This window comes from Neobacillus sp. 204 (assembly GCF_046562815.1).
GTDB lineage: Bacteria > Bacillota > Bacilli > Bacillales > Cytobacillaceae > Neobacillus.
Map to the genome: position 1 here is coordinate 187,255 of NZ_JBJORY010000005.1, position 18,402 is coordinate 205,656.

An 18,402-nucleotide genomic window follows, 5' to 3' on the forward strand; every position below is an offset into this window, starting at 1 on the left:
GATTAACAAGGGGGTCTTCATCAATAAATGCTGTTATTTCTTTAACTTAATAGGGACGACTTTTCCATCCTCAATAGCGGCCACTTCTAATTCACCATCAAAGCCTCCGCCAGCGAACTTAGTAAAGTCATAAATCTTGACATTATCAGGAATATTTTCAACTCCAGCTTGCATTTGTGCTTGGATTTTTTCAACGTCATCGACGGATCCAGCTGCCTTCATCGCTTCTGCAAAAATATAGGTGGCAATATAATTGAGACCGGCTTCGGACCCAGGGGTCTCCCCATACTTCTCCTTATATTTCTTCGCAAAATCAGGGATTGCTGGGCTGCTAGATTCAATTAACGGCATTACACCGATGGAGCCATTTAAGGCATCATAGGAACCAGTAACGGCTTTCATCTCATCGAACTTTGCTTGGTCCATCACAATAAATCCACCCTTAAAGCCTAATTCTCTTGCTTGCTTCGCCACTTTTGCTGTAGGTTCAGAGGCACCACCGATAAATAGTACATCTGGCTTTTTCTTTAAGGCATTGGTGACGATGGTAAAGAAGTCAGTTTCTTTTGCAAAGTCAATGGAAGAATTATAAACAACCTTCCCGCCCTCTTTTTCCCAATGATCCTTAAGTTTGTCAGACCAATCCTTTCCATATTGGGAAGCAGTTGGTAGAAAAGCTATCTTCTTTCCGAATTTCTCCATTTCATAACTAGTAAAAGGTTTTAAATATCCATCATAACGAGGAGGAATTCGAACGGTCAGTTTATTACCCACCTCAGAAACTTTTGGTTCACTCGTATATGCTCCAATGATAAATTTATCTTGTTGGTTGAATACCTGAAGGGCAAATACGCCGCCGCTATGTGGTGTAAAAATAATAGGGGTTTTATTTTCCTGTATTAATCGCTTGGCGTTAGCCCCTGCTTCATTTGGTAAGTATTTATCGTCTAATGAAACGATATTTAGGTTATACTTTTTCCCGCCGACTTCAATTCCGCCAGCACTATTTATCTCCTCGGCAGCCATCTTCACGCCATTTAAAGTTCGCTCCCCGTAGAATGCTGCTGGTCCGCTTAATGGTCCTGTGTAGCCAATGTTCACAGTCCCAGCTCCATCTTTATTACCGTTTGCTGCCGGCTTGGTATTAGCAGTTTTTTCAGATGTACTATTACATGCTGCCAAACTAAAGATCATGATAAAGATAAAACCCGTCATTAACAGAGATTTGATTCTTTTCATTCGTTTTCCCCCTTGTATTTACCCTGAATTTTCAGTAACTTGCAGTGATGAATCGACCGTTCATCACCTCCTTTAAATACATGGTGATCTATGCCCCTATATAAGCTTTTCGTACTTCATCGTTAGCAAATAACTCCTGGGATGTTCCTTGAAGAACGATGGAGCCATTCTCAAAAACATAGCCTTTATTGGCGATTTTTAGGGCTGCATTCGCATTTTGTTCTGCTAACAATATCGTCGTTCCTTCTTTATTGATTTTCTGGATCACTGCAAACATTTGCTCTACAATGAGCGGAGCAAGTCCTACCGATGGTTCATCGAGGAGCATCAGTTTCGGTTTTGACATTAATGTCCTGCCGATGGCCAGCATTTGCTGCTGTCCGCCGCTAAGCGAGCCGGCAGCATCATTTCTTTTTTCCTTTAAGATAGGAAAAAGTTCGTATACATGCTCAAGTGCCTGTTTAATTGATGCTTTATGACGGCGATGTATATAGGCACCCATGCGGAGGTTTTCCTCCACTGACATGGCTGGAAAAAGCATTCGTCCCTCTGGGCATTGACCGATACCTAATTGGACAATTTGATCAGCAGACCGCTTGTTTAGCTTTTTCCCTTGAAAAATGACTTCTCCTGCAGCAGGCTTACTTAAACCGCTGATGGTTCGAAAGGCAGTACTTTTTCCAGCTCCATTTGAGCCTAATAGGACGACAATTTCCCCTTCGTTTACTTCGATATTTACGTCATGAATGGCAGTAAAGCTTCCATATTTGACAGAGACATTTTTTAAATTAAGCAATTGCGCTCCCTCCCAAATAAGCCTTAATAACCATCTCGTTATTACGAATTTCATCAGGACTTCCTTCGGCAATCTTTTCCCCATAATTCAAAACCATGATTTTATCTGCAATTTTCATGATCATTTGCATCTTGTGTTCAATTAAACATACAGTAATTCCTGAAGAGACCATTTTTTTCATTAATTCGGCGAGGCCTTCTGTTTCATCGGGATTAACCCCTGCCGCAGGTTCATCAAGAAAGACAATTTCCGGATCGGTTGCGAGAGCTAATGCAAAGGCGGTTCGCTTTTTCTCTTCTTGTGTTAATCCGCCAACGAGTTTACTGGCAACATGTTTTAAATTAACAAATTCCAGTACTTCCATTGCTTTTTCGCGGCATTGTGCCTCTTCCGATTTAAGACGTGGTGTCCTGAAGATTGCATCAAGCAGGTTTGATTTTGTCCGTAACCGGTGTCCAACGATGACATTGTCCAAAACCGTTGATTTCTCAAACAGGTTTGTGGTTTGAAACGTGCGGGCCACCCCTAACTTGGCGATTTTATCGGAAGGTAAGGTGGTAATATCCCGGCCATTATAAATGACAGAGCCTGCACTCGGACGATGAAATCCGCTGATTAAGTTAAAAAATGTAGATTTCCCTGCCCCATTTGGACCAATGATGGCATTGATTTTCCCTTTTTCGATGGCAAAATCAACATTGTTTACGGCTACTAATCCACCGAATCTTTTCGTTAAATTCTTCGTTTCCAAAAAAATCAATGTTATCCCTCCTTTACCTGCTTGTCAGAGAGTAGATCCCCCTTGATTGGACTATTTCCACTGACATTTGTCCGATGCCGTTCTTTTTTTGCTTTAAATTTTGTATACGTGCTAGAAACAGCACCGACAATTCCGCGCGGGTAAAAAATGACCAACAATGTTAAAACAGGTCCAAAAACGAGCATCCGGTACTCCTGAAAACCCTGCAGCTGTTGTGAGAGCCATACGATAATTAGTGTGCCGACAAGCGGGCCACTCAAGGTACCAATCCCGCCAATAAGCAAATAGGTAAGTAAATCAAAGGTAATTGAAATGGAACCAATTTCGGGTCCGATAAACCGGACAAACGAGGCATAAAGTGCCCCAGAAAGGCCGGCAAACAGGGTCGAAAGGACAAAGACTGTTAATTTATTTCTCATTGTCGAAATCCCAATCGTTTTCGCTAGATCTTCACTATTACGAATGGCGATATAGGTTCTTCCAGATAATGAATGAACAATTCGATACATGACCAGAACAACAAGTAACAAGAAAAACAAAACCAGATAATAATGGGAAATCTCGGATTCGAACGTGATTGGACCTATTCCTGCTGGTGCTGGAATCCCAATCAGCCCCCGTACCCCTTCTGTCAAGCTGTCCCATTTATCAATAATCAGATAAAGGATATATCCCAGGCACAAGGTATAGATCGCGAAAAAATGCTCCTTTGTCCGAAAAGCGATGATTCCAACAACAAGTCCAATGAAACTAGTAATTAACAGCGATAGTAGAAAGGCAAGCCAGAAATTCATTTCCGCCTTTACTGTTAAGATCCCTAGTGAATAGGCGCCGATTGCAAAGAAGCCTGAATGTGCCAATGATAGATAGCCAGTATACCCTGCAAGTAGATTTAGCCCGTAGACACCAATCATCCAAATAAATGAGAGGGTCATGACGTGAACAAAATAGGTGTTATCGGTCATTAATGGAAAGACGACAGCCAATAAAATGAATAGAGAAATGATGTTTCGTTGATTCATTACCTTTAACATTAATGCTGGCCCCCCTTTGAAAACAGTCCGGTTGGCTTTACGGTTAATATAATTACCAGTAGAACAAAGGCAATAATGTCCTTGTAGTCGTTTGAAAAATATGTCGCACCTAAACTTTCGCTAAATCCTAAAATATATCCGCCGACAATGGCCCCGGGAATACTCCCCATCCCGCCAAGGATAATGATGACAAACGCTTTTAAAATAACAAGTTGTCCCATTCCTGGAAATACTAGATTAATAGGTGCAGAGAGAGAACTGGCAATCGCAGCAAGCCCTCCAGATATCATAAAGGTAAGCATTGCCACCTTGTTCGTGTTAATCCCAACGAGGTTTGCACCTTCACGATTTTGGGACATCGCGATAATGGTTGCCCCAGTAAAGGTCTTTTTTAAGAAGAGATATAAAAGGACCATGACAACTAAAGCCGCAACAACGATGAGAATTCGCTGCACTGTAAACGTTAACCCCAGAACCTGGACGACCTCTCCGTATGGTGTAGGCATTGTCTGGTATTCAGCACCCCAATAAAATTGGGCGAAGGCTTCTAAGAATAAGAGAATACCAATCGCAGCTATCTTATCGTGGATGGGCGGTGCTTCTCTAAGCGGGTGAAAAACGAACCTTTCCATTAAGACCCCAATGAAACCAACAACAATGATAGAAACGAAAATGGCAATCCAATAATGCATTCCAAATTTGGTCATCATCGTTAAGGTTATGTATCCACCCATCATGTATAATGCTCCATGCGCAAAATTTGGAATGTGCAGGATTCCATAAACGAGTGTTAATCCTAAGGCAACAAGGGCGTATACGCTTCCGATGGTTAAACCATTAAATAGCTGCTGAATAAGGATCTCCATAGTCTCCCCCTTTAATTTTGGTCAAAGTATTTTATTAATAGGTAGGCTCTTTTAACTTGCCTGTTGATTTCCGTTCCAGGCGCGTGCGGTTCGCGGGCGGTCCGGGGAGCCTCCTCGTCGCTGCGCTCCTGCGGGGTCTCCCCTGCCCCGTCCTCCCGCAGGACATTGAATAAGCTTCGTCGAATCAACACCGCACGAAGGAAATGCGATAGCATTTTCGAGGATCTTGCGCCTTCCACTCCAATCAACAGGGTGCCAAAATCAACAATAAGCTTTAACATAGAAAGATTTCCAATTGGTCAGCTCCCTTTGAAGAAACAAATTTACTGAACCTGATTTAAGACTTTCACTTTTTCCTCTTCTTGGAGGGTTCGCCATAGAATCTTACCGCTCGATGTCATTGGGAACTGCTTTCTAAACTCAATTTGTCTTGGATATTTATAGGCAGCCATATGCTGTTTCGACCACTCGATTATTTCCTCTGCACTCACTTTCCCTTCAAAGCCCTCGTTTAAAATCACAAAGGCCTTGACGTTTTCGCCCTTTCTAGCATCCGGCACACCTACAACACAGGCCTGTTGAATGGCCGGATGCTTATAAAGGTAAGATTCAACTTCGGTTGGCCATACCTTGTATCCGGAAGCATTGATCATCCGTTTGACACGGTCAACAATGAAGAAATAACCTTCTTCGTCATACCGGCCGATATCACCCGTCCGGAAGAATTTCTTCCCATCAATGTCAATAAAGGAACTTCTATTTTCGTCATCACGGTTAAAGTAGCCGACCATCACCTGCGGTCCATTTACAATAATTTCCCCGACTTCCCCGACACCTAGTTCTTTTCCAGTCGCAGGTTCAATGATTCTAGCATCGACATCAAAGGATGGAATACCAAGACATTGCATTTTCGGTCGTTCCGCTGGATTGAAATGGGTCTGGGCAATCGTTTCGGATAGACCATAGCCTTCTACAAAACGCAATCCAGAAAGTTGAAATAATTTTTCCCCAACCGCTTCAGGTAACGCAGCACCTCCTCCGGAAATCGAAGTTAACGAGGCGATATCCTCTGCTTTTAGTTTTGGATTGGCTAGAAAATCAACAATCATTGTCGCAATTGTCACCCAGTGGGTACAATTTAGTGTTTTGATCATCTCTACGGCGAGGTCTCGATTCCATCTTGTTAAGATGACCATTGTGCCCCCACTGTAGATCGGCATATGCATACTGTGAACCATTCCTGTTACGTGAAAAAGCGGCAAGGACATTAAATGAACCGCATTTGGCGTCGTTAATGACCAGTGACAAGCACCCACTGTGTTTGCATTGACCGTTCGGTTGGTATGCATACATCCTTTTGGCAGTCCCGTTGTCCCTGAGGTATAAGGGAGGCAGGCTAGATCATCGCCCTTGGCTGTATGTTCCGTTGGTGTAAGGTTTGCCTGAATCACCTCGTTCCACAGATAATGTCCCGCTTCTGAAAAAGGCACTCTCGGAGTCTCTACTTCTTTCGGTAACATTCCTTCAAAACCAGCGCCTGCGTAATCCGAATAGGCAGCGATAACCAAATTCTCTAATGAAGCTTTCCCTAACGATGGCCGGATGCGGTCATATAGTTCCTGTCCTGCGATAGCTGTCCTAACTTCACAGTCACTAACATAAAATTCTAATTCGTCAGCAACCAACATTGGATTAATTGGAACAACCACGGCATTTGCTCGTAAAATGGCATAGTAGCCTATCACAAACTGCGGTGAATTCTGCATGAATAGTAAGACCTTTTCACCTGTTTGAACGCCGAGTTTGTGTTGAAGGTATCCGGCTAAGGCGTTTACTTCATCATCAAGTTGTTCGTAGGATAACTTATTGCCGTAATAGTAGATTGCATCCTGGTCTGGGTAACGCCTAGCACTGACTTTGAGGTTGTCATACAGAGAAGTGGATGGAACTTTTAAAGACTTAGAGATTTTTGGCCAATATGGATAATGAAGAGTTAGCAATGGACTTCGCTCCTTGTTTACTAGAATGGTAGAGTTTATTGTAACCGCTGTCATCTTAAGAAAACCTGGTTAACATTTTACTAGGAAGTGGGGGGCAATAGTTGCCTCCCATTCCTCTCTTGTGCCTGACACCACAAATTATTCTCGTTCAATGATCGTGGCAATCCCTTGCCCGCCGCCGATACAGGCGGTAATCAGCGCATATTTGCCAGCTGATCTTTTTAGTTCATAGATTGCTTTTGTAACAAGGATGGCTCCTGTTGCCCCGAGTGGATGTCCATGGGCGATGGCTCCACCGTTTATATTAACTTTATTAAGGTCCATTTCAAGTTCGCGATTACATGCTAATACCTGTGCCGCAAAGGCTTCATTAATTTCAATGACGTCGATATCATGTAACGAATATCCTGACTTTTGGAGCACTTTTTTTACAGCAGGAACTGGTCCGATTCCCATAATGTTTGGGTCTACACCGGCAACGGCATAGGCTCGAACCACTGCTAGTGGGTTTAGATTTAATTCCTCTGCCTTTTCTCGTGACATAATCACAAGGGCTGATGCTGCATCATTTAAGCCGGAGCTATTACCTGCTGTAACGGTACCGCCTTTTAGAAAAGCCGGCTGCAATTTTGCCAATGCTTCATAGGTTGTTTGCGGACGCGGATGTTCATCGACTTTAAAAATGATTGGTTCTCCCTTTTTTACTGGAATCGAGATAGGAACAATTTGCTCATCGAAACGCCCCTCCTCCATCGCGATCGCCATGCGTTGTTGGCTCTGAAGTGCAAATTGATCCTGTTCTTCTCGAGTAATCTGATATTTTTCCACCAGGTTTTCAGCGGTAATGCCCATTGGCGGATCACCAATTTCTTTCGGTGAGAGCTGAGATTTTCTAAAACTTGGCGGTACCGGGCTAAACGGTTTTTCAGGTCGATCCATCAAATATGGTGCGCGGCTCATGCTTTCTGTCCCACCGGCAATATAGATATCACCATCCCCCGCGCGAATCGCTTGGGCAGCAAGATTAATAGCATTGAGTCCGGAACCGCACTGCCGATCAACCGTTAGTCCGGGTAAATCTATTGATAACCCTGTCTGTAAGGCTGTTAATCTAGCAATATTTCCCCCGCCGGAAAGAACATTTCCAAAAATAACATCGTCAACCATTTCAGGATTAATATTTGCGCGTTTAACGGCTTCTTTAATGACTTCAGCTCCTAATACGTGGGCAGGAACACCAGCAAGAGCACTCCCCTGTCTGCCGATCGCGGTTCTGACTGCTGAAACAATAACTGCATCTCTTTTCATAGCTCTTTCACCTCTTGGATTTGAATATTTTTATTTGAGTTAAGCATTTTTAGGAAAAATTTTTGATTTTTCTAGTGACAAAACCTTTATTAATTCCATTTATTTGAAGAAGCGAGATTTTTTTATCGATTTTTGAGCGAATTCCCCGGTTTTATGAGTCCCTTACATCGCATGGGCGCCGCCATCGACAACGACGATATCTCCCGTTACAAAATCGGATGCTGGTGCCGCTAGGAATAAGGCAACGCCTTTAAGATCATTATCAGTACCAAATTTTCTTAATGGGGTACCTTCAAGAATTGCTTCTCCCCCTTGATCCAACAACCCTTTTGACATTTTCGTAGGGAAAAATCCTGGGGCGATTGCATTGACATAAATGCCGCTAGGTCCCCATTTGACAGCCAAATCCTTTGTAAAAGTAATGACTGCCCCTTTACTGCTGTTATAGCCGATGGCATTCATATACTTTGGATTACTGCCCTTTAAACCAGCTACAGAAGCAATATTAATTATTTTTCCTGACTTTTGTTCGAGCATCACTTTTCCAACCGCTTGTGACATTAAGAAAGTACCGGTAACATTGACATCCATCACCTTTTTCCAAGCTTCGAGCGGCATTTCTTCGACTGGAGCCCCCCAGGAGGCACCACTATTGTTAACGAGAATATCAATCCGACCAAATCGTTCAATCGTCCGGTCGACGACATTCCTAATATCCTCTGGGTTAGTGACATCACACTTTAAGGCAAAACTATCCACACCGATTCTTTTTAACCCTTCACTTACTTCCTCACAGGCTTCCAATTTTCGCGAACAAACCACTACATTTGCGCCCGCTTCCGCAAAGCCTTCAGCTATCTGTTGTCCAAGTCCCCTGCCTCCGCCAGTAACAATGGCAACTTTTCCGGTTAAATCAAACAACTCTTTCACATTCATCAATCGTTCCTCCTAAAAAATCATTTCTATCCGAGCTGCTTGTCTGCTCTTTAGTAAACAGTTTCTAGCCCCGGCTTCCAGAAATACTAACCAGTTGGTATGTAGATACCCATAATAATATCAAAATTTTCATAATATTCAACATCTAATTATTCGTCAATTTTTTCATTAATATTGTAAAAACATTTTATTAGGTAATGGCTCTGTTATACTTGCTTGTTAATTGCAGCGAAAGGCGCGTGCTGTCCAGGAACTTCCTCGGGGCCGATTTCTGCAAGGTTATTCTGGTAATATAAAAAATTTGCTGCCTGTTTCTGCAAAAAACAAGCAGGATATTAAATTTCATCCAATCAGTTCGACCATGATCGCCATTCCTTGTCCGCCACCGATACAAAGTGTGGCGATTCCCCTTTTTTCCTGCCTGCGAATCAATTCATGAATTAAAGTAGTCATAATCTTTGCCCCAGTAGCCCCCAGTGGGTGGCCTAAGGCAATTGCGCCGCCATTTACATTCACCCGATTCATGTCCAAATCTAACTCGCGGATAACTGCTAATGCTTGTGAAGCAAAAGCTTCATTTAATTCAATCAAATCAATTTCTTTCAGAGTCAGACCCGTCCGATGTAACAGTTTTTTTACGGCAGGAACTGGTCCAATTCCCATCAATTCAGGAGAAACACCTGCTGCGGCCCAATCAATGATTCTTGCAATCGGTTTCAAGGCTAAGCTTTCTGCATGGTTGCTAGAAGTAAGAACTAAGGCTGCTGCACCATCATTTCGACCACACGCATTTCCGGCGGTCACCGTGCCATTTTCTTTAAATACCGGTTTCAGCTTGCTAAGTGATTCAATCGTAGTGTCTGGTCTTGGGTGTTCATCTTCACTAAACAAAAATGAGTTCTTTTTTCTTGTTATCTTAATCGGAACCATTTCATCCCTGAACTTATTATTCTTTATCGCATCTGCTGCTTTTTGCTGGCTTTCAAGGGCGAAGGCATCTTGGTCTGCCCGTGAAATACTGTATCGTTCCGCAACATTTTCAGCAGTGATGCCCATCCCCAATTGATTCCCGTAAATCTCATGAGGCTGTTGGCCCGCTTCAGTATTTGAATCGACAAGTTTTGCATTATCACCGCCAAATCGTGTATTTCTTAAGTAAACGGGCGCATTACTCATACTTTCCGTACCTCCTGCAACAACAATCTCAGCTTGTCCAGATGCGATTTGCTGGGCTGCTGATGCTACTGCCTGCATACCAGATGCACATAATCGATTAATGGTAAAAGCCGGTGTGGTGTCAGGCACTCCTGCTCTTAAGGCAGCGACTCTGGCCACATTGGAAGATTCTGTAGACTGTCTCACTTCTCCCAAAATCACTTCGTCGACTTGACTAGCTAGAATCCCTGCCCTTTTAATCGCCTCTTCGATTACAATCGCGCCAAGGTGTCCAGAATTAAGGTCTTTTAATGACCCACCATATCGACCAACAGGCGTTCGAACGGCACTTAAAATAACAATATCATTCATCCTATCACCCTCCTTTTCAAAATAATGGGTTAGTTGTATTCCTTTTCTAATTGCCCTGCAATGATATTCTTCTGGATTTCCGACGTTCCTTCATAGATCCTCGTGATTCGTGCATCGCGATAAAAACGTTCAACAGGGTAGTCAGCAATATAGCCAAGCCCGCCGTGAATTTGCACTGCTTTATCGGCGACGCGGTTGTATACCTCTGAACCATAAAGCTTGAGCATGGCAGCTTCTTTAATTACGTTCATCTCTTTGTCGACCATCCAGGCGACACGGTAGGTAAAAGAACGCAGGGCTTCAATTTCAACCGCCATTTCAGCGAGCATATGGCTGACTGCTTGATTAGAAATGATTGGCTTCCCGAATTGGATCCGTTCCTTCGCATATCTCGTTGACATGTCGAGGAGCTTTTGACAGGATCCAAGATTACGTGACGCGAGTCCTGCCCGGCCATTCGTCAAAATTTTTAACGCATTAACATACCCCTGTCCTTCGACCCCTAAAACATTTTCTACTGGGACCTCGCAATCTTCGAAGATTAATTCAGCAGAATGTGATCCCCTTAGGCCCATTTTTTTCTCTATCGCGCCTACTTTAAAACCAGGAAAATCTTTTTCAACAATGAACGAAGTAATTCCCTTCGCACCCTTTCCAGGATCGGTTGAAGCCATCACAGTAAATACACTCGCCTCTGTCGCATTTGTGATATAATGCTTTAAACCGTTCAAGATGTATTTATATCCTTTTCTGACAGCTGTTGTTTTCAAATTAGCAGCATTTGAGCCTGCTTCTGGTTCCGTTAAAGCAAACGCCCCAATCTTATCTCCGCTAGACATATCGGGAAGAAATTTTTTCTTTTGTATTTCATTTCCCATTTCAACAATTCCAACCGTTCCAATCCCTGTATGTGCCCCAATCAAAGTGGTGTAGCCGTTATGAGTCTGACCAATTTCCTCATATAGGGCACATTTACCGACCATACCAATCCCCAGTCCGCCGTACTCTTCGGGAATACTTAAGCCAAATAAACCTATCTCCTTAGAAAGATTGATGATTCTTTCTGGGATATGGTTTTCTTCCTCAATTTGCATGGCTACCGCTTCAACTTCTGTTTGGACAAAATCTCTGACATTCTTTTTTAGAAAAAGAATATCCTCATCTAATTCAAAGTTCATGTTAGCACCTCCTAAAAATGATATTCCTGTGTTAATCCTTGCTAACCTGGTATTTTAATAGATAATAGATTGTTTCAAGAACAGGGGTTTCTACCTTTACTTCCCTTCCTTTTTTGACGATATATCCGCAGATTGATTCTAATTCCAGCGGTTTACCTTTCATCCTATCCTGAAGCATAGAGGTTTGATGATCCCTCGCTAATTGACCTTGCGCCAAAATAGTTTCATAATAGTCCTCTTCCATGTCAATGCCTAATCCAACGGCTACAGCGATTGCTTCTTTACAAATTTTTACCGCCAGTTGGTGTAAGCCCTCATCATCATAAATGGCACCAACCTTTGACTTAATCAGGGCTGTTAATGGATTAAAAGTGACATTCCACAACAGCTTGTTCCACTTAATTTTTATAACATTGGTAGAAGGAAAAGTTTCGATGTTTGCCTCATTAAATAATGTAGAGATCTCATTTACTTTTTCACTTAAACTATTGTCTAAAGGCCCGATAATTAATCTTGGAGGTACACCAATCTGCTTAACAACACCCGAGTCCGTTACGATTGCTTGAATATATGCAGCCGCTGATAGGATTCTATTTTCTCCAAAAATGGAAGAGAGAATTTCTTCATTGTCCACTCCATTTTGAAGCGTCATGATAAGGCAGGTTTCTTTTAAAAACGGCTGAAGATGAATGGCAACATCCTTCGTATTTGTCGCTTTTACACAAAACAACAGCAAATCTATCTGGGAAAATGCTTCGTATTGGTCCGTAAAGATTCCATCGATAGCGAAATCTTCCCCTTCATTTTCAATCATTAAGCCTTTTTCCTGCATTCGCTCAAGGCTTTTTCCTCGTGCTAAAAAAATCACATCATGGCCAGCCTTCTTCAAAAGTCCGCCAAAGTAGCCGCCGACCGCACCTGTTCCTGCAACACCAATTTTCATGAAAATCCCCCTGAAATTTATGTATGCAATGATTTGATCTTTTTCCTACGATTATACGATCCGCAAAAGAATGGGAGTAATTATTGTCGACCCAAATTCAGTCTCTAACGGGTTAACTGTCGACAATAGACTTTATTGTCGACCCAGATTCATTCTCTAACGGGTTCTCAGTCGTCAATAGACCTTATTGTCGACCCAAATTCAGTCTCTAACGGGTTCTCAGTCGTCAATAGATCTTATTGTCGACCCAAATTCATTCTCTAACGGGTTTTCAGTCGTTAATAGACCTTATTGTCGACCCAAATTCAGTCTCTAACGGGTTCTCAGTCGTCAATAGATCTTATTGTCGACCCAAATTCAGTCTCTAACGGGTTTTCAGTCGTCAATAGACCTTATTGTCGACCCAAATTCCTTTTCTAAAGGGTTCTCAGTCGTCAATAGGCCTTATTGTCGACCCAAATTCATTCTGAATATGGTTTACGGTTGTCAATAAACTTTGCCACGAAAAATTACCTTCGTAACCACTTTAAGTTCAACAGCAATCCTATTCTAATAGATCCGGCTGCTCTTTTATGATCCTGTTCCATAGTGGCTGGAATTGAAACCAGCCCGCTTCAGAGGTTCCTACCGTTTCGTACGTTACACTTGCATTTTCATCCTCAATGAGAACCGGCTTCCCTACCGACTCTGCCAGCAGTTGAGCCTGACAAGAACGTTCCATTGTGACAAACCACCAGGCTGCTTCATCAACTGATTTCCCGACCGTAAGCAAGCCGTGATTTCGTAATATGCATGCTTTACGGTTCCCAAGTGCTTTTCCAATTCGTTTTCCTTCCTCAATATCTAAAACCACGCCAGTATAATCATCAAATAATGAATGATCATTATAAAAAGCACAGGCATCTTGGGTAATAGGATCGAGCAGGCGTCCAAGCGATGACCATGACTTCCCGTAGACAGAATGGGCATGTGCTGCTGCTATAACATCTGGGCGTGCGGCATGAACTTGGGAATGGATCGCGAAGGCGGCATGATTAACAGGATATTTGCCTTCGACAACAGCTCCCTCATGGTTACAGAGAATTAAGTCCGAGGCCTTAATTTGGCTAAAATGCATTCCAAACGGGTTAACCCAGAAGTGATCTTTCAACTCCGGATCCCGTGCGGTTATATGTCCTGCTACTCCTTCATCAAAGCCAAATTTCGAAAACAATCGGAAGGAGGCAGCTAATTTTTGTTTTAAATGCTGCCGCTCCTCCTCCTTCGTTGAAAAAACTGGCGGTTGATAGCTTAATACCATTTTGGATGACATGGATTCACTCCTCTTTATTGAAGGCCATTTTCGCATAGATTGATGTTTTTCGTATAAGTTCATCAAACCGTATACCTATATGCTTCGTGGCATCTTTTCGTAAGAACCTCTTGCGAAAATTGCCTAGAAACTTAGTAAATGACTCTTATTAAGCTCCAATAACAACATAATTTACGAAAAGAGCCTTATTGAGGGATAACAATAAACCCAGCACCAAGATGAGATAATCTCTTGGTGCCGGGTCATAAATTCACTTATGCTTAGTATTGGTGATACAATACCTCACCTTTAAGCACTTCATTTCCTTGTTGATTCACCGCTTGGACACTAAAGCGCAGGTTTTTTTCCTGCTTTTCTTTAAGCGTTGCTTTCAGTGTAATCACATCATTCAAAAATACCATCCCTTTAAAGCGGATAGAGTAATCCTTCATAAAGCCTTCTTCATAATAATCAGTAAAAAGCTTAGCAAGATTCCCCATCGTCCACATTCCATGTGCAATGATTCCTGGTAATCCGGCCTTTTTTGCCTCATCATCAATGGTATGAATGGGGTTAAAATCTCCAGAAGCCCCTGAATATTTAATCAGATCCATTCGTGAGACAGGCTCCAGTTGAATTTCCTTAACTGATTCTCCAACTTGTAACGCGACTAGTGTACTCATCGTGCCAGCACCTTCCTCACAGCTTCAGATATGACAACCGTTGAGGTTGAACTAAATATTAAACTGCCTGTTGCATCCTCACCATAATTTTCCAGAACCAAGAACCCCATTTCCCCAAAGCTCCCTTTTTTCTCAAAGTAGTTCTTCACCTTGGAATAGCAGAAAATCTCCTCTCCAACTCTTATGGGACGTTCGTAATGAAAGGTTTGTTCACCATGGATTAGGCCTTTATTTGGAAGATTTAATCCTTCTATGACACCATAATCAAATGTCCTTGGAAAAGTTGGCGGTGCAATATTGTTCTGATATCTAGAATTTCTCCCTGTTTCCTCATCAATATAAATCGGATGAATGTCACCAATTGCTTCTGCAAATTTTTTAACGGCTCCTCTTTCGACCGCATTTTTAACTTTGTTCGATTGTTTACCTATCTGTTCTTTAAACAATTCATCTTCACCTCACCTAGTTAACATTTTGGTCCGCCAGCTACATAGATTACTTGACCATTGACGAATGATGATTTTTCATCAGCAAAGAAGGCTACAGCATTGGCAATGTCTGCAGGCTTTCCACTTCTGCCGACTGGAATATTTGATACACTCGCTTGAATGAGCTGTTCAAATGGAATCCCGATCCTCGCAGCCGTTTCTTTCGTCATTTCCGTTTCAATAAAACCAGGAGCTACCGAGTTGGCTGTAATTCCATATCTGCCTAACTCGATTGCGAGTGTTTTTGTAAAGCCCTGCAACCCAGCCTTTGCAGCAGCATAATTGGACTGACCGCGATTTCCAAGTGCAGAAGTCGAGGAAATATTAATAATACGGCCATATTTATTTTCGACCATGTATTTTTGGGCAGCGCGGGCAGCATTGAATGATCCTTTTAAGTGCACATCCATAACCATTTGCCAGTCTGCATCTGTCATTTTAAAAAGTAGATTATCACGAATGACTCCAGCATTATTGACGAGAATATCAATGGACCCGAATGCCTCAAAGACTTCTTTCATTGCTTTTTCGACTTGCCCTGCATCCACAACATTTGCAACCTTTGAATAAACGTCATAACCCTTTTCTTTTAATTCGCTGGTTGTTTCACTTAACGCTTCTTCATTTAAATCGATTAAAGCGACCTTTGCTCCTTCTTGTGCAAAAAGCTCAACAATCCCCTTTCCGATCCCGCGACTACCACCTGTGACAAATGCTACTTTCCCTGTAAATCTCCCTGCCATTGCTATTCCTCCTGAGTCTATAAAATTTGTAGATTGCGCTTACAATCCATTCTTAAACAAATTGACCAATTTTGACATGACCCTTAATCAGGTTTCGTGCGATAATCATGCGTTGAATTTCATCTGTACCATCGTAAATTCTCCATAGCCTTGCTTCGCGATACCAGCGCTCAATCGGTAATTCCCTAGTATACCCCATCCCTCCGTGAATCTGAAGGACACGATCGACAACATTGTTACCCATATTAGCCCCATATAATTTTGCCATCGATGCTAAGTGCCGGTTATCTTCACCGTTATCAAGCGTAAAGGCTGCGTTCAACACCAGCCACCTTGCCGCTTCAATTTCTACAGCGGAATCAGCGATTTGCCATTGGATTGCTTGTCTTTCCGCAATAGGTTTACCAAAAGTGACCCGTTCCTTGGCATAGTCAATCGCCATTTGCAGCAAGCGTTCAGCGGTTCCAACAGCTCTGGCACCAACGACCCAGCGTGCAAAACCGATCCACTCCAGACCAAGATTATAGCCTTTGTGTAACTCACCAAGGATATTTTCCTCTGGAACACGGACATTATCGAATACTAAGCCGGCTGGACCCCATTCTCCCATAGTATGTATATATTCAGATTTCCAGCCCATATCACGGTCTACAATAAAGCAAGTAACCCCTTCGCGGCCATGTGTCACTTGGTGCATTTCCTTATCAGTAATCGCAATCGCCATAACAAAATCTGCTTCGTTTCCGCCAGTAATGAATGTCTTTTCACCATTTAAGACCCATTCATCGCCGTCTTTCACGGCCGTCATTTTAATGTTTCTTGTATCTGAACCCGCACCAGGTTCAGTCATGGCAAAACAAGATTTTTTCTCTCCGTTAATGGTAGGAATTAAGTATTTTTTCTTTTGTTCTTCATTTCCATAGTAAAGTATATTATCAGCGCCTCCACCAAATTGGAACGGAACAAAAGTTTTTGAAACTTCCATTAACACAATTGCCATCATCATTTGCCCAAGGTTTGCCCCACCATATTCTTCTGGTGTGTTAATACCCCAAAAACCAGCTTCTTTTGCTTTTAATTGCAGTTCCTTAAGCTTACCAGCAGGAAGACTTGGTTTACCTTCTCGTTCATTTCTAAGCACATCGTTTTCAAGTGGAATGAGTTCTTTTTCTACGAATCTTCTAATTGTTTTTTGAACCATTTTTTGTTCATCAGTCAAACGTAAATACATATCATTCACTCCATTCATATTCTTAAAATCTTGTATAATGCTGTTAATTAATCATATGCTAAATAGTTTACGGGCATACCTACCGGTTGGTATGTTAACTTTATTTTATTCCGAACTTTCAGATAATACAAGTTAATATTTTCCTAAAACGTAAAAAAATTCACCCAATCCTCAATTAATGAATAATTTCTGTTTTGATGACTATTTTTCTGGTTTTTTACAAATGATAATTATGATATTCAATAGAATATCATCGTTTCAAATCCTTTGATGAGGTGATTTGATGAGCTATAAAGATCAATTAGATCCGCACTCCGAGCTTTTTCATTATGGTACGACGAGAGCGAAGCATACCAAAGCACAGGTTAATGGGCAAACGCAATTGTCACAAAACCAGATCATTCTAAGGAGTAATACCAAGGCCCACCGCTGGTAAGGTTTTGGTCTAGAAACGAATAATGGCCAGTTAAGTACTAGACTGCCATTAAGAAAAGACCTTTTCTCGGAAATCAATTTCGAGAAAAGGTTTTTCTTTTTCTAAGGCTATTTTCGCATAGATTGTTGTTTTTCGTATAAGTTTATCAACCCGTATAACTATATGCTTCGTGGCATCTTTTCGTAATAACTCTTGCGAAAATTGCCTTGAAACTTAGTAAATGACCCATATTAAGCTCCAAAGGCAACAAAGTTTACGAAAAGAGCCTTTTCTAACTAATATGTTATTACAATATTGATAATATTCGTCCCAATCGATAATATAAAAGCTATTAGACAATATAAAAACTGGAGTGGTGAATGGTATGTTTGGGGACTTCGAAATTAGAGATGCAAATAGAAGTGATTTGAAGACAATCGTCGATATTTACAATACAACAATAGCAAGCAGGATGGTGACTGCTGATCTAGAGCCAATTACAGAAGAAAACCGCGTGCAATGGTTTAACGACCATTCCCCTGCTTTTCGTCCTTTATGGGTTGTTGAAGATCAAGGCTCGATTTGTGCATGGGTTAGTTTTCAATCATTTTACGGCCGACCAGCCTATCATGCAACTGCAGAAATAAGTATCTATATTCATCCAGACTTTCGTGGTAGAAAACTGGGAAAATATTTAATCCAAAAAGCCATAGACGCCTGCCCTAGTTTAAACATCAAAACCTTGCTTGGGTTTATTTTTGGTCATAATGAACCTAGTATTAAGCTTTTTACAAATTTTGGTTTTGAAAAATGGGCACACCTTCCAAATGTAGCTGAGTTGGATGGTGTTGAGAGAGATTTACTGATTCTTGGCAAAAGAATCCACTAAACCAATAAGTAACGGAAAATTACTATTTCCACTATTGTATTATTCCAAAGTAATGGATTTTCTAGTACTATAGAT

At 41.8% G+C, this 18,402-nt stretch carries 19 protein-coding genes; 2 read left to right on the forward strand and 17 right to left on the reverse strand.

Annotated elements, in window-relative coordinates; genetic code table 11:
- Window positions 1–33 precede the first annotated feature (33 nt).
- The 17 genes from ACJ004_RS12315 to ACJ004_RS12395 all read right to left on the reverse strand — a co-directional run bounded on the left by ACJ004_RS12315 (window position 34) and on the right by ACJ004_RS12395 (window position 17,023).
- Window positions 34–1,239 carry an ABC transporter substrate-binding protein gene (locus ACJ004_RS12315; RefSeq protein ID WP_410893299.1) on the reverse strand — a complete coding sequence of 402 codons (1,206 nt, stop codon included), beginning with the start codon at window positions 1,237–1,239 and terminating at the stop codon, window positions 34–36.
- A gap of 88 nt (window positions 1,240–1,327) precedes the next feature.
- Window positions 1,328–2,035: an ABC transporter ATP-binding protein gene (locus ACJ004_RS12320; protein WP_410893300.1), complete on the reverse strand. Its 708-nt coding sequence runs from the start codon at window positions 2,033–2,035 to the stop codon at window positions 1,328–1,330.
- Window positions 2,028–2,792 carry an ABC transporter ATP-binding protein gene (locus ACJ004_RS12325; protein WP_410893491.1) on the reverse strand — a complete coding sequence of 255 codons (765 nt, stop codon included), beginning with the start codon at window positions 2,790–2,792 and terminating at the stop codon, window positions 2,028–2,030. The genes ACJ004_RS12320 and ACJ004_RS12325 overlap by 8 nt, the downstream gene beginning before the upstream one ends.
- 5 nt (window positions 2,793–2,797) lie before the next feature.
- Window positions 2,798–3,829, reverse strand: coding sequence for a branched-chain amino acid ABC transporter permease (locus tag ACJ004_RS12330; protein WP_410893301.1), 1,032 nt, complete (start codon window positions 3,827–3,829; stop codon window positions 2,798–2,800).
- Window positions 3,829–4,695 carry a branched-chain amino acid ABC transporter permease gene (locus tag ACJ004_RS12335; protein ID WP_410893302.1) on the reverse strand — a complete coding sequence of 289 codons (867 nt, stop codon included), beginning with the start codon at window positions 4,693–4,695 and terminating at the stop codon, window positions 3,829–3,831. The genes ACJ004_RS12330 and ACJ004_RS12335 overlap by 1 nt, the downstream gene beginning before the upstream one ends.
- Window positions 4,696–4,706: 11 nt before the next feature.
- The gene (locus ACJ004_RS12340; RefSeq protein WP_410893303.1) at window positions 4,707–4,976 is read right to left on the reverse strand and encodes a hypothetical protein; all 270 of its coding nucleotides are present in this window, start codon (window positions 4,974–4,976) and stop codon (window positions 4,707–4,709) included.
- Window positions 4,977–5,018: 42 nt separating this feature from the next.
- Complete coding sequence (locus tag ACJ004_RS12345) at window positions 5,019–6,695, reverse strand: long-chain fatty acid--CoA ligase (RefSeq protein ID WP_410893492.1); 1,677 nt, start codon at window positions 6,693–6,695, stop codon at window positions 5,019–5,021.
- Between the two features lie 138 nt (window positions 6,696–6,833).
- Window positions 6,834–8,003 (reverse strand): thiolase family protein, encoded by a 1,170-nt coding sequence (locus ACJ004_RS12350; RefSeq protein WP_410893304.1) that lies wholly within the window; start codon window positions 8,001–8,003, stop codon window positions 6,834–6,836.
- Window positions 8,004–8,165: 162 nt separating this feature from the next.
- Window positions 8,166–8,939: an SDR family oxidoreductase gene (locus ACJ004_RS12355; protein ID WP_410893305.1), complete on the reverse strand. Its 774-nt coding sequence runs from the start codon at window positions 8,937–8,939 to the stop codon at window positions 8,166–8,168.
- Between the two features lie 342 nt (window positions 8,940–9,281).
- Window positions 9,282–10,466 (reverse strand): thiolase family protein, encoded by a 1,185-nt coding sequence (locus ACJ004_RS12360; protein ID WP_410893307.1) that lies wholly within the window; start codon window positions 10,464–10,466, stop codon window positions 9,282–9,284.
- Between the two features lie 29 nt (window positions 10,467–10,495).
- Window positions 10,496–11,644 carry an acyl-CoA dehydrogenase family protein gene (locus ACJ004_RS12365; RefSeq protein ID WP_410893308.1) on the reverse strand — a complete coding sequence of 383 codons (1,149 nt, stop codon included), beginning with the start codon at window positions 11,642–11,644 and terminating at the stop codon, window positions 10,496–10,498.
- Window positions 11,645–11,675: 31 nt separating this feature from the next.
- Window positions 11,676–12,587 (reverse strand): ketopantoate reductase family protein, encoded by a 912-nt coding sequence (locus tag ACJ004_RS12370; protein WP_410893309.1) that lies wholly within the window; start codon window positions 12,585–12,587, stop codon window positions 11,676–11,678.
- 544 nt (window positions 12,588–13,131) lie between these two features.
- The gene (locus tag ACJ004_RS12375) at window positions 13,132–13,899 is read right to left on the reverse strand and encodes a class II aldolase/adducin family protein (protein WP_410893310.1); all 768 of its coding nucleotides are present in this window, start codon (window positions 13,897–13,899) and stop codon (window positions 13,132–13,134) included.
- Window positions 13,900–14,159: 260 nt separating this feature from the next.
- Complete coding sequence (locus ACJ004_RS12380) at window positions 14,160–14,561, reverse strand: MaoC/PaaZ C-terminal domain-containing protein (protein WP_410893311.1); 402 nt, start codon at window positions 14,559–14,561, stop codon at window positions 14,160–14,162.
- The gene (locus tag ACJ004_RS12385; protein WP_410893312.1) at window positions 14,558–15,007 is read right to left on the reverse strand and encodes a MaoC family dehydratase N-terminal domain-containing protein; all 450 of its coding nucleotides are present in this window, start codon (window positions 15,005–15,007) and stop codon (window positions 14,558–14,560) included. The genes ACJ004_RS12380 and ACJ004_RS12385 overlap by 4 nt, the downstream gene beginning before the upstream one ends.
- Before the next feature lie 20 nt (window positions 15,008–15,027).
- Window positions 15,028–15,792 carry a 3-oxoacyl-ACP reductase FabG gene (gene fabG / locus ACJ004_RS12390; protein WP_410893313.1) on the reverse strand — a complete coding sequence of 255 codons (765 nt, stop codon included), beginning with the start codon at window positions 15,790–15,792 and terminating at the stop codon, window positions 15,028–15,030.
- A gap of 52 nt (window positions 15,793–15,844) precedes the next feature.
- Window positions 15,845–17,023: an acyl-CoA dehydrogenase family protein gene (locus tag ACJ004_RS12395; protein WP_410893314.1), complete on the reverse strand. Its 1,179-nt coding sequence runs from the start codon at window positions 17,021–17,023 to the stop codon at window positions 15,845–15,847.
- Window positions 17,024–17,306: 283 nt separating this feature from the next.
- On the opposite strand from ACJ004_RS12395, the gene ACJ004_RS12400 reads away from it, so the two are divergent.
- A complete protein-coding gene (locus ACJ004_RS12400) occupies window positions 17,307–17,459 on the forward strand; it encodes a YpzG family protein (RefSeq protein WP_410893315.1) in 153 nt (50 codons plus the stop codon).
- Between the two features lie 364 nt (window positions 17,460–17,823).
- On the forward strand, window positions 17,824–18,327 hold the full coding sequence (locus tag ACJ004_RS12405; RefSeq protein WP_410893316.1) for a GNAT family N-acetyltransferase: 504 nt from the start codon (window positions 17,824–17,826) through the stop codon (window positions 18,325–18,327).
- The last annotated feature ends 75 nt before the right edge of the window (window positions 18,328–18,402 follow it).

Bases quoted from the DNA above. Each gene is read 5' to 3' on its own strand.
- ACJ004_RS12330 (WP_410893301.1), bottom strand. From the start codon at position 3,829: ATGTTAAAGGTAATGAATCAACGAAACATCATTTCTCTATTCATTTTA.
- ACJ004_RS12335 (WP_410893302.1), bottom strand. From the start codon at position 4,695: ATGGAGATCCTTATTCAGCAGCTATTTAATGGTTTAACCATCGGAAGC.
- ACJ004_RS12360 (WP_410893307.1), bottom strand. From the start codon at position 10,466: ATGAATGATATTGTTATTTTAAGTGCCGTTCGAACGCCTGTTGGTCGA.
- ACJ004_RS12370 (WP_410893309.1), bottom strand. From the start codon at position 12,587: ATGAAAATTGGTGTTGCAGGAACAGGTGCGGTCGGCGGCTACTTTGGC.
- ACJ004_RS12350 (WP_410893304.1), bottom strand. From the start codon at position 8,003: ATGAAAAGAGATGCAGTTATTGTTTCAGCAGTCAGAACCGCGATCGGC.
- ACJ004_RS12375 (WP_410893310.1), bottom strand. From the start codon at position 13,899: ATGTCATCCAAAATGGTATTAAGCTATCAACCGCCAGTTTTTTCAACG.
- ACJ004_RS12405 (WP_410893316.1), top strand. From the start codon at position 17,824: ATGTTTGGGGACTTCGAAATTAGAGATGCAAATAGAAGTGATTTGAAG.
- ACJ004_RS12340 (WP_410893303.1), bottom strand. From the start codon at position 4,976: ATGTTAAAGCTTATTGTTGATTTTGGCACCCTGTTGATTGGAGTGGAA.
- ACJ004_RS12355 (WP_410893305.1), bottom strand. From the start codon at position 8,939: ATGAATGTGAAAGAGTTGTTTGATTTAACCGGAAAAGTTGCCATTGTT.
- ACJ004_RS12400 (WP_410893315.1), top strand. From the start codon at position 17,307: ATGAGCTATAAAGATCAATTAGATCCGCACTCCGAGCTTTTTCATTAT.
- ACJ004_RS12380 (WP_410893311.1), bottom strand. From the start codon at position 14,561: ATGAGTACACTAGTCGCGTTACAAGTTGGAGAATCAGTTAAGGAAATT.
- ACJ004_RS12315 (WP_410893299.1), bottom strand. From the start codon at position 1,239: ATGAAAAGAATCAAATCTCTGTTAATGACGGGTTTTATCTTTATCATG.
- fabG (WP_410893313.1), bottom strand. From the start codon at position 15,792: ATGGCAGGGAGATTTACAGGGAAAGTAGCATTTGTCACAGGTGGTAGT.
- ACJ004_RS12365 (WP_410893308.1), bottom strand. From the start codon at position 11,644: ATGAACTTTGAATTAGATGAGGATATTCTTTTTCTAAAAAAGAATGTC.
- ACJ004_RS12395 (WP_410893314.1), bottom strand. From the start codon at position 17,023: ATGTATTTACGTTTGACTGATGAACAAAAAATGGTTCAAAAAACAATT.